This window comes from Pseudomonadota bacterium, assembly GCA_039028935.1.
GTDB lineage: Bacteria > Pseudomonadota > Gammaproteobacteria > Steroidobacterales > SZUA-146 > SZUA-146.
Genome location: JBCCHD010000008.1, coordinates 64,511 through 83,892, shown reverse-complemented (window position 1 = coordinate 83,892; position 19,382 = coordinate 64,511). Strand labels below are relative to the sequence as shown.

17 protein-coding genes are annotated in these 19,382 nt (G+C 57.9%); 12 read left to right on the top strand and 5 right to left on the bottom strand.

What is annotated here, in order from left to right; all coding sequences use genetic code 11:
- Nucleotides 1-3: 3 nt before the first annotated feature.
- From accC to purD, 7 genes are all read left to right on the top strand, one after another.
- Nucleotides 4-1,344, top strand: coding sequence for an acetyl-CoA carboxylase biotin carboxylase subunit (accC, locus tag AAF465_05935; GenBank protein MEM7082255.1), 1,341 nt, complete (start codon nucleotides 4-6; stop codon nucleotides 1,342-1,344).
- Between the two features lie 74 nt (nucleotides 1,345-1,418).
- Entirely contained in the window at nucleotides 1,419-2,297 is an 879-nt protein-coding gene (prmA, locus tag AAF465_05930; protein MEM7082254.1) for a 50S ribosomal protein L11 methyltransferase, read from the top strand.
- A 38-nt stretch (nucleotides 2,298-2,335) separates the two neighbouring features.
- Nucleotides 2,336-4,702 carry a DUF3426 domain-containing protein gene (locus tag AAF465_05925; GenBank protein ID MEM7082253.1) on the top strand — a complete coding sequence of 789 codons (2,367 nt, stop codon included), beginning with the start codon at nucleotides 2,336-2,338 and terminating at the stop codon, nucleotides 4,700-4,702.
- 216 nt (nucleotides 4,703-4,918) lie between these two features.
- Nucleotides 4,919-5,914, top strand: a complete 996-nt coding sequence (gene dusB / locus AAF465_05920; protein MEM7082252.1) for a tRNA dihydrouridine synthase DusB — start codon at nucleotides 4,919-4,921, stop codon at nucleotides 5,912-5,914.
- 37 nt (nucleotides 5,915-5,951) lie between these two features.
- Nucleotides 5,952-6,230, top strand: a complete 279-nt coding sequence (fis, locus tag AAF465_05915) for a DNA-binding transcriptional regulator Fis (protein MEM7082251.1) — start codon at nucleotides 5,952-5,954, stop codon at nucleotides 6,228-6,230.
- Nucleotides 6,231-6,240: 10 nt separating this feature from the next.
- Nucleotides 6,241-7,812 (top strand): bifunctional phosphoribosylaminoimidazolecarboxamide formyltransferase/IMP cyclohydrolase, encoded by a 1,572-nt coding sequence (gene purH / locus AAF465_05910; protein MEM7082250.1) that lies wholly within the window; start codon nucleotides 6,241-6,243, stop codon nucleotides 7,810-7,812.
- A gap of 16 nt (nucleotides 7,813-7,828) precedes the next feature.
- Nucleotides 7,829-9,106 (top strand): phosphoribosylamine--glycine ligase, encoded by a 1,278-nt coding sequence (gene purD, locus AAF465_05905; protein MEM7082249.1) that lies wholly within the window; start codon nucleotides 7,829-7,831, stop codon nucleotides 9,104-9,106.
- Nucleotides 9,107-9,113: 7 nt separating this feature from the next.
- Here the strand turns inward: purD and AAF465_05900 are convergent, their stop codons facing one another.
- From AAF465_05900 to AAF465_05880, 5 genes are all read right to left on the bottom strand, one after another.
- Nucleotides 9,114-9,716: a response regulator transcription factor gene (locus AAF465_05900; GenBank protein MEM7082248.1), complete on the bottom strand. Its 603-nt coding sequence runs from the start codon at nucleotides 9,714-9,716 to the stop codon at nucleotides 9,114-9,116.
- On the bottom strand, nucleotides 9,713-10,846 hold the full coding sequence (locus tag AAF465_05895; GenBank protein ID MEM7082247.1) for a sensor histidine kinase: 1,134 nt from the start codon (nucleotides 10,844-10,846) through the stop codon (nucleotides 9,713-9,715). The genes AAF465_05900 and AAF465_05895 overlap by 4 nt, the downstream gene beginning before the upstream one ends.
- Complete coding sequence (locus AAF465_05890) at nucleotides 10,843-12,624, bottom strand: CIA30 family protein (GenBank protein ID MEM7082246.1); 1,782 nt, start codon at nucleotides 12,622-12,624, stop codon at nucleotides 10,843-10,845. The genes AAF465_05895 and AAF465_05890 overlap by 4 nt, the downstream gene beginning before the upstream one ends.
- Nucleotides 12,625-12,699: 75 nt before the next feature.
- The gene (locus tag AAF465_05885; GenBank protein ID MEM7082245.1) at nucleotides 12,700-13,437 is read right to left on the bottom strand and encodes an ABC transporter permease; all 738 of its coding nucleotides are present in this window, start codon (nucleotides 13,435-13,437) and stop codon (nucleotides 12,700-12,702) included.
- Entirely contained in the window at nucleotides 13,434-14,318 is an 885-nt protein-coding gene (locus tag AAF465_05880; GenBank protein ID MEM7082244.1) for an ABC transporter ATP-binding protein, read from the bottom strand. Before AAF465_05880 ends, AAF465_05885 begins: the two co-directional genes overlap by 4 nt.
- Nucleotides 14,319-14,541: 223 nt before the next feature.
- Between AAF465_05880 and AAF465_05875 the strand changes: the two genes are divergently transcribed.
- From AAF465_05875 to AAF465_05855, 5 genes are read left to right on the top strand one after another with little or no spacing between them, the layout of a single operon-like run.
- Entirely contained in the window at nucleotides 14,542-14,733 is a 192-nt protein-coding gene (locus AAF465_05875) for a hypothetical protein (protein ID MEM7082243.1), read from the top strand.
- Nucleotides 14,733-16,034 (top strand): efflux RND transporter periplasmic adaptor subunit, encoded by a 1,302-nt coding sequence (locus AAF465_05870; GenBank protein MEM7082242.1) that lies wholly within the window; start codon nucleotides 14,733-14,735, stop codon nucleotides 16,032-16,034. Before AAF465_05875 ends, AAF465_05870 begins: the two co-directional genes overlap by 1 nt.
- A gap of 40 nt (nucleotides 16,035-16,074) precedes the next feature.
- On the top strand, nucleotides 16,075-16,794 hold the full coding sequence (locus AAF465_05865; GenBank protein MEM7082241.1) for an ABC transporter ATP-binding protein: 720 nt from the start codon (nucleotides 16,075-16,077) through the stop codon (nucleotides 16,792-16,794).
- A gap of 9 nt (nucleotides 16,795-16,803) precedes the next feature.
- Nucleotides 16,804-18,120, top strand: coding sequence for an ABC transporter permease (locus tag AAF465_05860; GenBank protein ID MEM7082240.1), 1,317 nt, complete (start codon nucleotides 16,804-16,806; stop codon nucleotides 18,118-18,120).
- 39 nt (nucleotides 18,121-18,159) lie between these two features.
- Nucleotides 18,160-19,374 carry an FtsX-like permease family protein gene (locus AAF465_05855; protein MEM7082239.1) on the top strand — a complete coding sequence of 405 codons (1,215 nt, stop codon included), beginning with the start codon at nucleotides 18,160-18,162 and terminating at the stop codon, nucleotides 19,372-19,374.
- The last annotated feature ends 8 nt before the right edge of the window (nucleotides 19,375-19,382 follow it).

Here is a 19,382-nt window from a genome sequence, read left to right as displayed (position 1 = left end):
GCCATGCTAGATAAAGTACTTATTGCCAACCGCGGCGAAATTGCGCTTCGCGTTTTACGCGCCTGTAAAGAGCTCGGCATTGCGACGGTCGCTGTGCATTCGACCGAAGATCGCAACTTGTCCCACGTCTTGTTGTCCGACGAGTCCGTCTGTATCGGCGCACCCCCACCCGGCGACAGCTATTTGAATATGCCGGCGATCATCAGTGCGGCCGAAGTCACGGACGCCGTTGGCATCCATCCGGGCTATGGATTTTTGAGCGAAAACGCCGACTTCGCCGAACGGGTTGAGCAATCTGGTTTTACCTTTATTGGTCCGCGGGCAGACACTATTCGCATCATGGGCGACAAAGTGTCCGCCATTAAGGCAATGAAAAAAGCCGGTGTGCCGTGCGTGCCGGGCTCCGACGGTCCCATTGGACACGACCCAGGCAAGAACCTCGACATAGCAAAGCGCATCGGATTTCCAGTGATGGTTAAAGCCTCAGGCGGCGGCGGTGGTCGTGGTATGCGCGTGGTTCAAAGCGCCAACGATCTCGAACAGGCGGTCAATCTGACCCGACGCGAAGCGTCCGCCGCATTTGGCAACGATGCGCTCTACATGGAGCGATTTATGCCGCACCCGCGCCACATTGAGATCCAAGTGCTGGCCGACGAGCACGGTAACGCCATTCATCTGGGCGAGCGCGACTGCTCCACACAGCGCCGACATCAAAAGGTCATCGAGGAAGCGCCGGCCCCAGGACTGTCCGATGCGCAGCGCAGTGAGATTGGCAAGATTTGCACCGATGCCTGCCTGGAGATCGGCTATCGCGGCGCTGGAACGTTCGAATTTTTGTACCAAGATGGCGAATTTTTCTTTATTGAGATGAACACTCGGGTGCAGGTCGAACACCCCGTTACCGAAGAAATCACCGGTATCGATATCGTCAAAGAGCAACTGCGCATCGCCTCGGGTCTTCCGCTGTCGTTTAAGCAAGAAGAAGTGGAGATCTATGGACACGCCATCGAATGTCGTCTCAATGCCGAAGATCCCGACACCCTGTTGCCGCAGCCGGGTCTCGTTCACCAGTGGCACGCGCCCGGCGGCCCCGGCGTGCGCGTCGACTCCCATTTATACAGTGGCTACAAGGTGCCGCCGTATTACGACTCCATGATTGGCAAGATCATCTGTTATGGCCGCAATCGCGAAGTTGCCCTCGCGCGCATGCGCAACGCGCTGGCCGAAGTGGTGGTCGAGGGAATCAAAACCAACGCCCCTCTGCTCGACAACATTTGTCGGGATCCGCTTTTTATTAAGGGCGAGAACGACATCCACTTTCTCACCAAGAAACTCGGTTTATAGGCCGCGCGCCCACGGGACGTCGACCGGAGGGAAACGGGCCTTGTTTTACACTTCCCAGCCACTACCCATTTACCGTGAACTGGCTTGAACTGCTGATTGAGCTTGAAGCGGACGACTGCGAACGCGTCGAGGCGCACTTACTAGACGTCGGTGCACAAGCCCTCACCTTACGTGACGCTGGCGACACGCCGCTGCTCGAGCCGCTGCCAGGCGAGACCCCTGTATGGCCACAGGTGCGACTGACCGCGTTGTTCAATGAACACATCAACACCCATGAAATCGAAAAATCGCTAACGCCTGTGTTGCCCGCCGCCTTTATTCAGTGGCGCACGGTAAAGGACCAAGAATGGGAGCGTGTGTGGCTGGCACGCTTCAAACCGCGCCAGTTTGGCGAGCGTCTTTGGGTGGTGCCTTCCGGCCTGACACCGCCCGCCGATAACGCCGTCACTGTTGTGCTCGATCCCGGCCTGGCGTTTGGAACCGGCGATCACGCCACCACGGCGCTGTGCCTCGAGTGGCTCGATGGCACCTCGTTGCACGGGCGCCGCGTTCTCGATTACGGACATGGTTCGGGCATTCTGTCAATCGCTGCGCATAAGCTTGGGGCGCAGGAAGTGGTGGGTGTCGACATCGATCCGCAAGCGATCGTTGCGGGCAACGACAACGCGACCCGAAATCACATCGCCACTGGCGTGCGATTTACGGACCGTGATGTAAATGAACAATTCGATGTGTTGGTCGCGAATATTCTCGCGCGGCCGCTAATCGACATGGCCGCGCGCTTGTCGCGCTACGTCGTATCGGGCGGTGATATCGCGCTCTCTGGCCTGCTTGCTGATCAGTCTGACGAGGTTCAACACGCGTTTGCACCCTGGGTGGATTGGCAGGCACCACGAGAACTCGACGAATGGGCGTTGTTACGCGGCGTGCGCAACGACCGCAAGGCAGAGTAAACTGTGGTTGATCGGACCAACAGGAGCAAACTGTAACCGTGTACACGCAGTGTCCAGAGTGTGAATCTGTTTTTGAGATCAGTCCCGAACATTTAGGGGCGGCCTCTGGCATGGTGCGCTGTGGGGTGTGCGGTACCACCTTTAACGCGCTGCGCAGGCTAAGCGAAGAGGCCCCCATCGCGACGACACCCGTGGAGGCAGCCTCCGACGACGTTGCGCAATCGGACGTCGATGCACCCATCCGCCCGGAACGCGCCGCCGATGAGCAAGCCACAACCGATTCGGGCGCCGTGGCCGCGACGGAACACGACCAGGAACGGAGAGCCGACGACGAAGGGTTGGAAAAAGAACGCCACCCCGACGCGGAACACGCCGTTGACCCAGAGATCATTGCGGACACCAACCAATCGATGTCGAATGACCCAGCGGACACCGACGTCGGTGATGCCCCATCAAGTGCCGCCGGCGAAGTCAGCGCACCCCGCTCGCCCAGCACCGGCGACTCGACCGATTCAATCATCGACGACGACATCGACGACGACGTAGACGATGACATCGGCGACGGCATGATCGAGGACCTCGACGACCAATTCGACGAACCCACGTATGCCGACGACACGCCTCGATTTGCGGATACCCCAGACGCGCAGTCCGATGCGGAAGCCACAACGCAAGAAACCGCTCAGCTCGCTATCGATGAGACCAATGAGGAGTCCGCCTCTGACACCACATCAGACGCGCCATCACCGACACGCGTCACCGAAATCACCGCCGACGCCGATGGCGTGATCAATCCCGATGACCTTTTTAGTACCAGTATGGTGTTGGACGAATGGGACATCGAGGAAGGTGAACAAGATTTAGAAGCCCTGCTTGCTGATGAGTCACTGCTGGACGATGGCGCGCAGACCGATACAGTCGATACCGAGGTCTCCGCCGACGCGGTATCGGACACCGAACAACGCGAGGGGGATGACCCGCCGTCATCGCCGGAACCGGCCCATGCGACCACCCGGGAGGACAACACGGACGAAGAGGAAGCGGTCGACCCAGTGACACAGGACGCGGCGGATACCATCGAAGCGGACGACCCGGCGACACAGGACGCGGCGGATACCATCGATTCGGACGACCCGGCGACACAGGACGCGGCGGATACCATCGAAGCGGACGAGCGTGACACGGCGTCCGAGCAGGACGGCGACGCAGACGCAACGTACGCAAAAGAACCCGACGAAAACGAGACAGACCAATACGCACCCGACGAACACACGGAACCGACTCCGACAAGTCGCAGCGAAGACAAGGAATTCTCGGCTAAGGGTGATCAGGTCGAGGACGACAACCACGTCGAATCGAGCGACGACCCGGCGTTGACCGAAAGCCCAGCAGAGGATGGCGACGACAGCAACAACGAGATTGAGCCGGAGTCTGACGACGCAGAGGCTGCCGTCAACAGGGAAGACGACCCGTCGCCGGATGACGACGCGGGGGCGATGGAATCCGACGACCAAGATTTGGATCATGTTGACGTGGACGACCCGAACGACAACGAGGCGGAACGGGAAGCGGATGAAACGGAAGAGGAAGAGGAAGAGGAAGAGAACGAGCTTGATCGCGATTTTGATCAAGAACGGGAGCAGGACGACGAACAGGGGGACCTCTCCGCGCCGCTAACCGATGACGGTGATGTGGCGCACGACACGCCGGCCGATCATGACGTCGAGGACGAGGCGGCTGAACTCGAACAGGACCCCTCGGCGATGGACGATGCCGCGGCGATTTTGGTCGACGGCGCCGACGGGCGGTTCGAGGGCGATTACGCCGACGACGTCGATGACGCGGATCTCAAAGACCTCGGCGATTATCTAGCGCCGAAAAAATCTGTGATGCGTCGTGTTGGCGAATCCACCGCTGTCGCCCTTCTGTTGGGCGGTTTGGCGGGGCAATACGTACACACCCATCGCGCGGAATTGGCCACACATCCTAAGGCCGGCGACACAGTGCAAGCACTCTATTCGGCGTTCGGCGCGCCGATCAAGGCGGACTGGTCGGTCAGCGACTATCGCGTGGCGCGCCACACCATCGTGCCAGATGGCGAAGATCCCACCGTGCTGCTGGCCCGCGCCACCGTCGTCAACAACACCGAGCATGAGCGCCCGCTGCCGTTGGTGCGATTGAAACTCAACAACCGGTGGGGCGACGCAATATTCGGACGCGTGTTTGCCCCCGAGGAATATCTCACAGCCCCTCCACCAGACCGATTGGCCGGCGGCGGTCGACTCGAAATCAGTCTCGATCTGGTTCATCCAGAACAAGGCGAAGAGATCGGCTACAACTTCGATATCTGCCTCGAGACCGCCGATGGGCCCGATTGCGGGCCAGAGGACGTGTTTGCGCCCTAACGCGGCTCGGATCCCCGATAGCCTGTCACCACGAACCGACGGAACGCGAGCACCCCCTCGAACCGGCTAATCCCTCGGCCCCGACTCCAAGCGCTCAGCCAACGTCGATCCCACTGTTCATCGAGCGGCCGCCACCGCCCGATTTAGGACCTTTGCCGAGACAGGAGGCCCGGATCGGGTATCATAGCCAGCCCAGATCCTCCGCCCCGACTCGCCATGCAAATAGGCCCTTATCAATTTGACAATGCGCTCGCGCTCGCGCCGATGGCCGGCGTGACCGATTTGCCGTTTCGCACGTTGTGTCGCTCGCTCGGAGCGGGCATGGCCGCTTCGGAAATGATCACCAGCGATACACGGCTTTGGCACACGCGCAAAACCCGATTGCGGCTTGATCACAGCGGCGAGCCCGAGCCTCGCATTGTGCAGATCGCCGGTGGCGATCCCGACATGATCGCAAACGCGGCCCGCCTCAATGTGGAACGCGGCGCGCAAATTATCGACATTAATTTTGGCTGCCCGGCAAAGAAGGTGTGCAAGAAAGCCGCCGGCTCGGCGCTCCTGAAAGACGAGTCGTTAGTGCGTGCCATCTTAGAAGCGGCGGTCGATGCTGTGGATGTACCGGTCACAATGAAAATGCGCACCGGTTGGTCGCCCGAGCAACGCAACGGAGTAAGCGTTGCGCGCATCGCCGAGGACGCCGGTGTGCAGGCGCTCGCGGTGCACGGGCGCACGAGAGAATGCAAGTTCAAAGGTCATGCCGAATTCGATACGATTCGCGACATCGTGCGCGAGGTGTCGATCCCGGTGCTGGCCAACGGTGACATCACCTGCGCAGAATCTGCGCGTGCAGCACTGCAACACACCGGGGCGGCGGGCGTGATGATTGGTCGTGCTGCACAGGGCCAACCGTGGATTTTTCAGCAAATCCTTAACGACCTCTCTCCCGACCGTGCAAATTATTCTCCGATCTCGGAGGACATTGGCTTTGTCCGTGATACTATGACCAACCATCTGGTCAATCTCTATGGCTTCTATGGGGATAGCCATGGCGTCAGAATTGCACGCAAACATCTGACCTGGTATCTGCAAAGTCGACCGTTCGCCAAACCATATCTTCACGAGTTGGTTCGGTGCGACACATCGGTCGAACAATTAAAATGGGTTGCCCGATACTTTTCTGTTCTCATCACACAGAAAACGGCCGCAGCCTGATCTAAAAATCGATTACGAATTGGGGTGGTTGTTTTACATGACCGAAAAAATGATTGAGCGCGCGGTACCGTCTGAACTGGGAGGGTCACGACCACTGCGCGATTCCGCTGAAGAAGCCTTCGATGCTTACTTCGGTTCACTGAATGGACACGCACCTGTTGAGTTTTATCAGACCGTTCTTCAAGAAGTGGAACAGCCGCTGTTCCGTGCTGTGATGACGTATACGCGAGGCAATCAGTCGCGCGCCGCGAGCATCCTCGGCATCAATCGCGGCACGCTTCGAAAAAAACTCAAAACCTACGGCATGATGGGGTAACCAAACCGCCATGACGGGCAACAGCAAGGCGCTCATAAGCGTTTCCGATAAAACCGGAATTTTTGAACTGGCTCAAGGGCTTATAGCGGCCGGTGTCGAGGTCATTTCGACCGGCGGCACCGCGCGATTGTTGCGCGACAGTGGTCTCAAAATCACGAGCGTATCGGACGTAACCAACTTCCCCGAAATCATGGACGGTCGCGTTAAAACGCTGCATCCGCGGATTCATGGCGGACTGCTTGGTCGTCGCGGGATTGACGATGACATCATGCGTGAACACGATATCGCACCGATCGATTTTTTGATCGTCAATCTTTATCCCTTTCGCGAAACAGTCGCCAATCCCGATTGCTCATTCGCCGAAGCGATTGAGAACATCGACATCGGTGGTCCCGCTATGATTCGTGCGGCGGCAAAGAACCATCAGGACGTGGTGGTGATCACCGATGCAGACGACTACGCCGGTTTGCTCGCGCGACTAGGACGCGGCGACGGCATCGACGCCGATTTTCGTAAAGCCATGGCCACTCGAGCGTTTCGACATGTCGCCAGCTATGACGCCGCAATTGCCGCCTACCTTGAAGGCGCCGGCGATACGGAAACGAACATTGAGCTTAGTGCCTTTGATGATTCACTGTCGCTCGACTTCAACAAAAAATTCGATTTACGCTACGGTGAAAACCCGCATCAACGCGCCGCATTCTATGTGGACCCAACCTTTAACCAGGCCTCGGTGTCCACAGCCGAACAGCTCCAGGGCAAAGAACTGTCCTACAACAACATTGCCGATGCCGACGCCGCACTTGAATGCGTTAAACAGTTTTATGAGCCCGCGTGTGTGATCGTCAAACACGCCAATCCGTGTGGGGTCGCCCGCGACGACAACATTCTCGACGCCTACAAGCGCGCGTACAGCACCGATTCAACTTCTGCGTTTGGCGGTATCATTGCCTTCAATCGTCGACTCGACGGTGAAACGGCAGAGGCGATTCTCAAGCGACAGTTTGTTGAGGTGATTTTAGCCCCCGACATCAGCCAAAGCGCACTCGATTTACTCGCCGACAAACCCAATGTGCGGGTGCTCAACACCGGGTGGTGGAATATGGAGGCCACGCCGATCATGGACACCAAACAGGTGACCGGCGGCCTGCTTGTACAAGATCGCGATATTCAACTCGTTGACCAAGCCGATCTCAAGCTCGTGACCGAGCGCGCGCCAACCGAAAACGAACTGACCGACATGCTGTTTGCCATGAAGGTGTGCAAGTTTGTCAAAAGCAACGCCATTATTTTTGCCAAGAACGCCTTCACTGTCGGCATCGGCGCTGGCCAAATGAGCCGCGTTTACAGCTCGCGGGTCGCGGCGATGAAAGCCGCCGACGCGGGACTCACACTGAAAAACAGTGTGATGGCATCCGACGCGTTCTTCCCGTTTCGTGACGGCCTCGACATCGCCATCGAACACGGCGTGACCGCCGTCATTCAGCCCGGGGGTTCCAAGCGCGACGACGAAGTAATCGCCGCCGCAGACGAACACGACATCGCCATGGTGTTCACCGGCATGCGCCATTTCCGGCACTAAGGAATCGCTGAATCCTATGAAAGTACTCGTCATCGGCTCCGGTGGGCGCGAGCATGCGCTCGCTTGGAAACTGAGTCTATCGCCATCGGTCTCTGAGGTACTTGTCGCGCCCGGCAATCCCGGCACTGCCGACGAGCCCAATGTCCGCAACGTCAACGTGGCGGCCAACGACATTCCCTCACTGGTCGCACTGGCCAAAGACGAGCAGGTGGCACTCACGGTCGTGGGCCCTGAAGATCCGCTGGTTGCCGGCGTGGTCGACGCGTTTCAGGCTGAGGGGCTCAGCTGCTTCGGTCCCAATCGCGATGCGGCGCAGCTCGAAGGTTCCAAAGCCTTCATGAAAGAGTTCCTGTTTCGGCACCACATCCCAACCGCCGCCGCGCAGAGTTTTTACACGCTCGAACCCGCGCTCGACTTCATTCGTGAACACGGCGCGCCCATCGTCATCAAGACCGACGGCTTGGCCGCCGGCAAAGGCGTGATCATTGCGCAGACGGTGGATGAAGCCGAACGCACGGTGCGCGACATGCTGTCCGGTGATGCCTTTGGCGATGCGGGTCGACGAGTGGTGATCGAAGAGTTCTTACGCGGCGAAGAAGTCAGCTTCATCGCCATGGTCGACGGAAGAAACATCCTACCGCTGGCCAGCTCACAAGATCACAAAGCGCGCGACAATGGCGATCAAGGACCGAATACCGGCGGCATGGGGGCCTACTCCCCCGCCCCGGTACTTGACGCCACGCTTCATGAGCGAGTGATGAACGAGGTCATGCGCCCGACCGTCGACGGCATGGCCGCCGATGGCCATCGCTATGTGGGCTTTTTGTATGCCGGCATTATGGTCGACGACGACGGCAATCCGCGCGTGCTTGAGTTCAATTGCCGCTTCGGCGACCCCGAAACCCAGCCCATCATGCTGCGTCTAAAATCCGACTTCGCCGCACTGTGCGAAGCGGCCACCCTCGGCACACTCGATCAGTGCAATGCCGAATGGGACGAGCAGGTCGCGGTGGGTGTTGTTATGGCCGCCGGCGGTTACCCGTACGATTACAACAAAGGCGATGTCATTAGTGGGCTTGAGAAGGCCGGCGAAACCGCCAAGGTGTTTCACGCCGGGACGGCACAAAAAGGCGATGACATCGTTACTAACGGCGGTCGCGTGTTGTGCGTCACGGCGTTAGGTAACACCACGTCCGAAGCGCAACAAAACGCCTATGCGGCGCTGAACAACATTCAATGGGATAACGCGTATTTTCGTGACGACATTGCCCATCGGGCCATCGCTCGCGAATAGCATCTCGCTATAGCCAACCGTTCTCGCGCGCCGTACGAAACGCTTCAATGCGGTTTGATACGCCCAAAATATCGTTGATTTCATTTAGGTAATTGCGCACCGTGCCCACCGACAAATGCAGGCGCGCGGCAATGTCCTTATTGGTTAAGCCCTGCTCCGCTAATTGCAGCAGCCGTCGCTGTGAATCGGTTAGCGGGTCCTCACCAATCCATGCATTGCTGCGCGCATCGAGCGTAAACACCTCTTCGCCGCGCGCCACGCGGCGCACCGCCTCGGCCAGTTCCTCGCTGGGCGTATCCTTGAGCAAATAACCCTTAACACAGGCCGCTCGCGCGCGTTGAAGATAGCCAGAACGGGCAAACGTGGTGATAATCAGTACCGCCGTATCGGATTGTTGTGCATCGAGTTCGGCCGCCACGTCCAGACCGGTCATTTCCGGCATTTCGATATCGGTCACCAGCACATCCGGTTGATGCGTATTCACCAGTTCCAGCGCTTCTCGGCCATTGTCGGTTTGCGCCACCACCTGCATATCCGGTTCAAGTGCGAGCAGCGTTGCCAGCGCACCGCGCAGCATCGATTGATCTTCCGCCAACACCAGTCGAATCATGACGTCACAGGCAAGCTTGCGCTGATGCTCACTCCCGACCAATCCGCCATCGCATGGGAGAGGCGATCATTCGCATTGCCAGCCACCTGAACCGTTCCGCCCAGCGCCTCAATACGACGACGCAAACCACTCAACCCGCGACCCTCTGCACCGATTTGTCCCCCGCCGTTATCCCGCACGGTGACCGTTTGCACCGCGTCGTCAACGGAAAACTCGATATGCGCGTCAGTCGCGTCCGTGTGGCGAATGATGTTAGTGACCGCTTCGCGAATCATTAAACCGATTGCCTGATCTTGATCGGCCGAGAGTGTCGGCACATGGCCGGTCACGCTCAACGATACGTCTGCGGCTCCGAGCGCTTTACGCGCATTCGCCAACTCCCCGGCAATCGACACCGCGGCGAGCCCACTTAAGGCGGCACGAACGTCCTGCAGCGCCTGCCGGGCACCCGTTTGAATGTCACCGATCTCCGCTTTGGCTTGTGCCGGATCCGTGTCGATAAGACGTCGCGCAAGATCTGACTTCAAGGCGACCATTGTTAGAGTATGTCCGAGCAGATCGTGCAGATCTCGACCGATGCGCTCGCGTTCCATTAACGATGCTGTCTGCCGATCCAACTCATGTTCACGCTCGAGTTGGCGATTGTCGATCAGGGTTTGCGCGGTCGACAGACAGCTAAACCACACAATCGCCGACATAAACAAGATGAATCCCATTTCGACCAGGGCCCGGTCGGCCATCCACGCGCTCGCGGTAAACACTACCGCGCACAGACCAAGCAGCAGGCCCGATAGTTTGACCGGACGACAAAAGCCGGCCATGGCGCCGCAGTACACCTGAAACACGCCCGCACCCAGCACGAAGAAACTGCAGACCGACCCGAGCAGCGCGGTAATCGCGATGGGCAACAACCGTTTACGGGTCGGCGCGAAAAACGTCTTAAGATGAAGTGGAATGAAAATTGCCAGCACGACCATTGCGACCGCAACATCCACTAACCGCGGCTTTACCCAGATCCACGGGAAGAGCAAAAACACCAAATAGATGAGATTGAACGCCGGCGTCGTGCTCAATCGGCCCGCCGCGTTTGACAGCGGATGTTCATCATTCAGGTCAGAGGGCGAGGTCATGGATCAAATCTTACCTCATCAATCTCAAACTCCACGACTCGTGGGCGCGTATCCCCCACAATACTGAGCATTGAGAACGCCTTGGCGTCGAATCCGGCAAAACGCTCCAGGGGCAGCGTCACGGTTTGCCACGTCTTGGTCACATCAAACTCCAGAGTGGGTGGTGCACCGGCTCCCCGGCCGCTGAACATCATGAGTCGATAGCGCCCCGGCGTACCGCGAATCTCGAAACGGATCACCGCGAACGCCGTCAGATCAACCGGCGAGGCCGAGGGCCCAGCGCCGAGCCCCACGCCGGCCCACGGATACGCAAACCCCGGTTGGACCTCGGCTTTCACCGCTAAGGCGTAGTTCTCGCCATCGCGCTTAACGCGCTCAATGGTGGCCGTCGAATTGCCACCCATAATGCTGTCGCTTGTGGCGGACCACTGGAGTGAACCGGGCCCCTTCAAATCCTGCTCAAAAGCACTGAGCTGCCCAGTTTCAATTGGCGGGTTAGATGATTTGGGCCTTTCGCGCCGCGAAATTTCGTGACCGTTTTTAATCACGTGTTTGATTTGTCGCGCCGCGCTGACATTTTGATAGGGGTTACCGCGCACCAGCAGCACATCAGCGCGTTGCCCCACGCTCAGTTCGCCGCGCTGTTTCAGCCCAAATGCCTGGGCGGGATAACGGGTGGCGGCAAGAAGCGCTTCCGTTGGGGAAAGACCGGCTGACGCCAAGAGTTCGAGCTCACGATGCAGACTGTAGCCGTGCGCGGTGCCGGGATTGGGCGCGTCCGAACCAGCCAGGATCATTACCCCACCTTCGTGCAGCGCCCGCACGTTGCCCAACGCCGTCTCAAAGTCAAAGCCCGGAATGCCGGACGGAAAACGCGCACCCAGAGTCTGCGCTTGCATGGGCGACAGCCATTTTTTGACCTCGTCGTGTTCAGCAACCGGATCGTCGATGCCAGCCACGGACGCGATGATCGCCAGCGTCGGCACCACAAACACATTATTGCGTTGGGCAAGCTGCACCAGCTCATCGCTTACCGCCTCGTCCGCAAAGACATGCACCAGTCCATCGATGCCGTCTTCAATCATGTGTTGAGCAGCCTGCTGAATCGAGATGTGCGCAACAGCAAGGAGTCCCTCGGTATGCGCTGCATCGATCACCGCCCGTGCGGTTGCGCGGTCGAGGCTCGGCACGCGCGACTGATTCGGCATGTACACCAGCTTAATAAAATCGGACCCCTCTTTTTTGCGTGCGAGCACAAACGCAGTCGCGTCATCGGGTGTGGCAAGAGTCTCGACGGGCAATCCGAACTGCGTGCCGTGACCGCCCTCCGCGGTTGCCAACATACCGGCACTGTACAGATCGGCCTGGCTAACCTGATTCACATCCTCGCGCTGCGCACGACTCGTTCCCAGCACCGTAGGGGCCGAGAACATATCCACGTTGGCCGTCACCCCCCAACGGAGCGCGTCGGTCAACGCCGATCCATAAGAATGCGTATGGCTGTCGATAAGACCCGGAATGGCGGTGAGGCCCGTGCCATCAATGCGTGTTGCGGTCGCGGATACCGGCGGCGTCTCGCTGATCTGCACGATGTGCCCCCCTTCCATTACGATCGATTCCGTGGTGCGCGCGCCCGTTTCGTCGGTCACATACGCGTTCTCGATAATCAGCCCCGCATCGATCAACGCAACAGCGTTGCTGGGCACCGGCAGTGTAAAAAGCAGCAGCGTGAGCAGAGCCACAACACTCACTACCGCCAAACCAAATATTCGATTCATGATCGACTCCTTAGACCGAAGCAAACGTGTTGTGATGGTGGCAAGGTGATGGGCATGACCGACACACAACAGCCATTAGATATTGCGTTGGCGGTGCCACGCGAACAGCGTTAAGCCCGCCAGCGCCAATGTCATGACAAGCATGATCACGGCATGATTCGTAAAGGTGTGATCACCGGGCGCACCCGCTACCGACAGCGCCATTTCACCGAGATGATATGAAGGCAACGCGCGCGCAAACCCCTGCATGACATCTGGATAGAGGGAAATCGGAATCCATAGCCCCCCGAGTATGGCAAGCCCCATGAACACCAGATTGGCGACGGCGACGGCCGCATTGGCGCCGAGCGTAAATCCGATAGTCAAACCGATCAGAATAAACGGCAGTGCCGACGACACGTGGACAGCAAAAAGCGCAAGCCATACCGACCTTGGCAATGCCACGTCTGCCGCAAACCCAGCGACCGCATACACCAGCGCCACAGCCAAGGAGGCGACCAGCAGCGTGACCACGATTTTGGCCACGATATAACTGGCACCGTGCGCCGGTGACGCGCGTTTCAGATCGAGCCAACCGCGATCGCGTTCATTAGCGACCGCCACCCCGAATCCAAAGACCGCCGGCCCCATGACCGCAAAGACGCCATACGTTGCAAGCAGATATTCGCTGGCACCGTTACCTTGAGGCATGATCACACCAAAGAACGTGTAGAACGCCACCGGAAAAATCATTGTAGGAATCATGTATTCGGGTGCGCGCAGCGCTTTGAGCAGTTCAGCGCTGCATTCGGTTATCCAGGCACGTGTGGTCATGATGAATACTCCCTTGCAAACACATCTTCGAGATTGGGCCGCGACACACTCAAGTCCTCAATCGCTGGGTCTTGGTCGAGCAGCTCACGCAGTGTCGTCGCCGCATTGGACGACTGGATTTCAACCATTCGACCCGCCATTGATACGCTCGACACACTCGATAACGTGCGCAGCGAATCTTGAGATAACGTGGACGCACAGCGAATGATCGAGCCACCCAGCGTGGCGCGAATATCCGCCGCTGGCGCATCCGCCACCAGTTGTCCTTCGCGCATCACCACAATCCGATCGGCGAGGGTATCCGCCTCTTCGAGGTAATGAGTGGTCAGCACAATAGTCTTACCCTGTTCGACAAGCGCACGAACCACCGACCAAAGTGTGCGCCGGGCGTCAGGGTCAAGGCCCGTGGTTGGTTCATCCAAAAACACAAGGGCCGGGTCGCCCACAATGGCAAGCGCGAATTGCACACGTCGTTTCTGACCGCCAGACAAGGTTTTGTATCGTTTATCAGCAAAGTCTTCGACGCGGGCCAGCTCCAGTGTGCGAGCCACACTAAAGGGTCGCGGATAGTAGCTACCAAATAGCTCAATCAACTCGCGCGGTGTAAGCAAGTCGGGCAAATCGGAATCCTGCAGCATGACGCCGACCGATTCGCGCGCCGATCGCTCGACCGACTCGATTCCAAATATTGTCGCTGAGCCCGTATCAAGTGCCAGCAACCCAAGCGCAGCACGAATGAGAGTGGTTTTTCCGGCGCCATTTTGGCCCAGCACCGCCACCACGCCACCGCCGTCAATGCGCAGCGATACCGATCTGAGCGCATGCGTCTTGCCAAACCGTTTGTCGGCGTGTGCTAGGTCGAGCGCGGGTGCATCTGTCATGGTCGGGCTCCTGGAAAGTCTGAACACAGTGTGTCTTGACCACCGCCCTTCGCACCATTGACAAATGTCATGAATCGCATTGAGTGTGAACAGAAAGTGTCCGCAGTCCGCACAAACCGGACACTTCGGACGGTATCGGTCACCTTTAATGTCGCGGTTGAATAATAAAAACAACAGGTTAGATGATTACAAAACCTGGCACGGAAAATGCTCTATACACATCATGAACACAAAATCACTGCTGCTCATTCTCGCCCTAAGTCTCCTGCTCATCGCCACCGCGAGCGTCAGACTCTCTTCTCGTGTCGATACGCCACCGTCCGTCGTGACACACGACAGTGACGATGCGCTTGAGGTTACTGTCTCGCTGAAAGTGCGATTTCGGCTACCGATTTTCAAAAAGGAATCGATCTGATGTCTTCTGTGGAACGTTTGCGAAAACCCGCTGAATCGAGTCCCATCCGCAACACCGGGGCACAGGATGTGCAAATCGAAGCGCCTCGCTCGACGCGTAAATGGCTGATCGCGGTTGTGGCAATTGCGCTTGTTGCCGGCATTGTGCCGCTCGTCAACACGTTCCTGGCCACCGAAAAATCCGTACCGCTCGCGCGACTCTCCATTGCGGAAGTCACGCGCGGCGACTTTACGCGCGACATCGCCTCCCAAGGCGTGGTGGTCGCGGCAGTCAGCCCCGGTGTGTTTGCCCCCAATGCTGGCGTGGTCACCCTCGAAGTCAGCGCGGGTGATCGGGTTGAAAAAGATCAGGTCATCGCTCGTATCGCCAACCCGGCGCTAAACAACGCGTTGAAATTAGAACAGTCAACGCTTGCGCGTCTCGATTCGCAGCTGGGTCGACGCCGCATCGAAAACAATCGCGCCGCGTTGGCCACGCAGCAGCGCGTGGACCTGGCTCAGGTTGATCTGACCGCCGCCAAACGCGAGTTGCGTCGTGCCGAAGCGTCGTGGGAAAAGCAGGTGATAAGCCGACAGGATCATGAAAAAGCCGTCGACGATGTCGCCCGCTCTGAAATCGCGCTCGGTCATGCTCAGCGCGGCGCCGATCTTGAAAAAGAGAGCCTCGACTTTGAACTGAATGCGCTGCGTCTAGAACGCGATCGGCAGGCGCTGGTGGTCGCGGATACGCAACGTCAGGTTGAAGAGCTCGAGCTGCTCGCCCCCGTTGCGGGCATCGTGGGCAACCTGGCCGTCACCCAAAAAGCCTCCATTGCCCGCGACGCACTGATTGCGAATGTCGTTGATCTTAGTCAGCTCGAAGTTGAACTGCGCATTCCATCGAGCTACAGCGGCTCGGTGACGGCCGGCTCACGTGTGAACATTCGCTACAGCGGTCGGCAGCATGAAGGCCTGCTCAAATCGGTATCGCCCGAAATTGAAAACAACACCGTGACGGCGCGCGTCACCTTTGGTCAACACACGCCTAGCGACCTGCGCCAAAACCAACGCGTGTCTGCGCAAATCATGCTTGAAGAGCGCACTGACGTGATTAAAGTTCGACGCGGGGCCTTTCTGGATAGCAGCCGCGGTCGCTTTGTATTTGTCGTCAACGACGGAGTCGCTGAACGACGCTCAATCGAGAGCGGGTCGACCAGTGTTGACAGCGTCGAGATTATCTCCGGCCTGCGCCCGGGTGAACGCATTATCGTGTCGAGCTACGAAGATTTTGTCGATCACGAACGAATTCGATTAACCCAATAAACCCTATGCCCATCACATGGAATTACCAAGAGGATCCGTCATGTTGAAAATGACAAACATCAACCGCGTTTATCGTACCGAACTGGTCGAAACTCACGCCTTACGCGACTTCTCATTAGACGTTGACGACGGCGAATTTGTGGCGGTCACCGGCCCATCTGGATCGGGCAAAACCACGTTCTTAAACATTGCCGGATTGTTGGAAGAACCAACTAGCGGCACCTATCGATTGGAAGACCGCGATGTGTCCTCGCTCAACGATAATCAACGCGCCCGTATCCGAAACGAGAAGATTGGTTTTATTTTTCAAAGCTTCAACCTCATTCCCGATTTGAATATTTTTGACAACGTCGATGTGCCGCTGCGCTATCGTAAGTTCAATGCAAAAGAACGGGGCGACCGAATCAATGAGGCACTCGAGTTGGTCGGCCTGGGCTCGCGCATTAAGCACTTGCCCTCCCAGCTCTCCGGCGGGCAACAGCAGCGCGTTGCCATCGCACGTGCGATGGCCGGCAATCCCAGTTTTATTCTGGCCGATGAGCCCACCGGCAATCTCGATTCGCTGATGGCTCGACAGGTCATTGAAATTCTCGAGAACATCAACTCACGGGGCACCACCATCATCATGGTGACGCATGACCCGGAGTTGGCCCGTCGTGCACATCGCACGGTGCACGTCTTGGATGGGCAGGTGGCCAACCCCGAAGCCCAATTTGCTGCACAAGTGGTCACCCACGACGCCCCCAACAACGCCGCTTAGGAGTTCGATATGTTTGGCTACTACCTGCGACTTGGCATGATGAGCATCCGCCGAAACAGCGGCCTGAGCGCGCTGATGATGCTCGCAGTGGGACTGGGCATTGGCGTGTCCATGACCCTGTTCAGTCTGCACTACACGCTGTCTGCCGACCCCATTCCGCATAAGAGCAACGAACTGTTCGCCGTGCGTATCGACAACTGGGATCCCGACAGTCCGTATAGCGATAACCGTCCCACCGAGCCCCCTTGGCAACATACCTACAAAGACGCCAAGGCATTACTTGCCTCGGATGTGCCGACGCGACAAATCGCGATGCATAAATCGTACTTCACACTGAACACGGATAGCGATGACGTCAAACCCTTTATGGTGGTGAGTCGTCAAACGACCAAAGACTTTTTCGCGATGTTCGACGTGCCGTTTTTATATGGCAACGGATGGGACGAATCCGCCGAGGACAGCTTTGAACAAGTGGTAGTGCTCAGCAAAAGCACCAACGAACAGGTGTTTGGGGGTGAAGACAGCGTAGGCGAGAACATTCGCCTAGGTGCCTACGACTTCAAAGTGATCGGTGTGCTCGATAGCTGGGCACCCAACATCAAGTACTACGATGTGAACAACGGACCGATTGACGAGCCAGAAGACGTGTACCTGCCCTTTGCGTTGACCGCCCCGCTTGAACTGCCCATTGGCGGCAACAACAACTGCTGGAAAAACGAAGAGATCGTTGGTTTTCAAGGACAACTCGACAGCGAATGCGTGTGGACGCAATTTTGGGTAGAACTGAATTCCGCGTCCCAAAAAGCGGCGTACATGGACTGGCTCAATGGCTACGTCACTGAGCAAAAAGCACTCGGCCGTTTCGATCGACCGATGAATAACCGGCTCGACAACGTGGTGGAGTGGATGGAGGCCAATGAAGTTGTGCCGAGTGACCTCACCATCATGGTCGGTATCGCCTTTTTGTTTCTTGCCGTGTGTCTGTTTAATGCGGTCGGGCTACTGCTAGCGCGGTTCCTGGCCAAATCGCCGGTGATTGCCCTGCGCCGCGCCGTTGGTGCGAGCAAGCGCGACATTTTTTCTCAGCATCTGGTGGAAGTCGGTCTCATCGGCATCGGAGGCGGGCTGATCGGCATTGTGCTAGCCGTTATCGGCCTTGCTGGCCTCACTAAACTGATTAGCGATGTTGAGCAGGTGGCGCGGTTCAGCTGGAGTCTTGGCGGCATTGCGATTGGGCTGTCACTGGGCGCGACACTGCTGGCCGGACTGTATCCCACGTGGAAAGTCTGCCGCGTACAGCCCTCGTCACAGCTAAAAACTCAGTAGCTTCGTCAATCAATTAGCCTTCGATTTAAAGGAACTGTCATGACCATACGACCTATCTTCAGCGCACTGCTTCGCAACCGCACCGGTGCCATCTTGGTGGTCGGCCAAATCGCTCTCACCCTCGCCATCGTGGTCAACGCTGTGTTCATTATCCAACAGCGTCTCGAACACATCGGCCGCGCCACCGGCATGGACGTTAACAACATTGTCTCAACCCGCGTTCAGGGTTTCGGCAACGAGTACGACCATCTGGCCACGGTGCGCGAGGATCTTGCCATGCTCAATGCACTGCCCGGCGTGGTGGCCTCCGCCGCCATGGAATCGGTGCCGCTGAGCGGCAGTGGATCGGCGAATGGCTTTCGAGACTCAGACGGGGAAGAACCCAACTCGGAAGTGGCCAACTATTATCGGGTTTCCGAAGGCGTGATGGAAACGTTAGGCGTCACGTTATACGCGGGGAGAATGTTCTCGCCCGAGGAAGTTAATTGGCGCTCGACCGAGGAACAAAACGGCGGCTTCATGCCATCCGTTGCGGTTATTTCAAAAGACATGGCCGAAGCGCTCTACGAGACGCCGGATGTGGTGGGCCGTATGATTTACAACAACCTTGGACAGGGCGCGCAGATCATTGGCGTAATCGATCGCATGATGGGATCGTGGGTTAACTGGCCCAACGTGATGCAAGTGGTGCTACTGCCCGAGGTGCCGGAACGCTCATGGACACGCTACGCCATTCGCGTTGAACCTGGAAAGGCCGACGAAATGGTCCCGGTGATCGAAGAAGCGCTTGAGAACCGCGACGTGCAGCGTGTTGTGAACGCGACGCGCACGATGCAAAACATGGCGGAGCACGCCTATTCTCGTGATAATGCGGTGGCCGTGATTCTCATGATTGTTGTCGTACTGTTGTTTATTGTCGCCGGTCTCGGCATCGTTGGTTTGGCGAGCTTCACCGTCAACCAACGCACGAAGCAAATCGGTACGCGACGCGCCATCGGAGCACGCAAACGCGATATCATCTCGTACTTCATGACTGAGAATTGGTTATTAACGTCGATCGGCGTTGCCATCGGTAGCATCCTGGCCGTCGCGCTCAACATCTGGTTAAGCGACGCATTTGGCCTGGAACGGCTCAACTATTGGTACGTGCCGGCGGGCATCGCCGCCTTGTGGCTGCTTGGCTTACTTGCCGCCGCCGGGCCTGCGCGACGCGCGTCGAATATCTCACCGGCCGTTGCTACCCGCACGGTATAACGGCATCC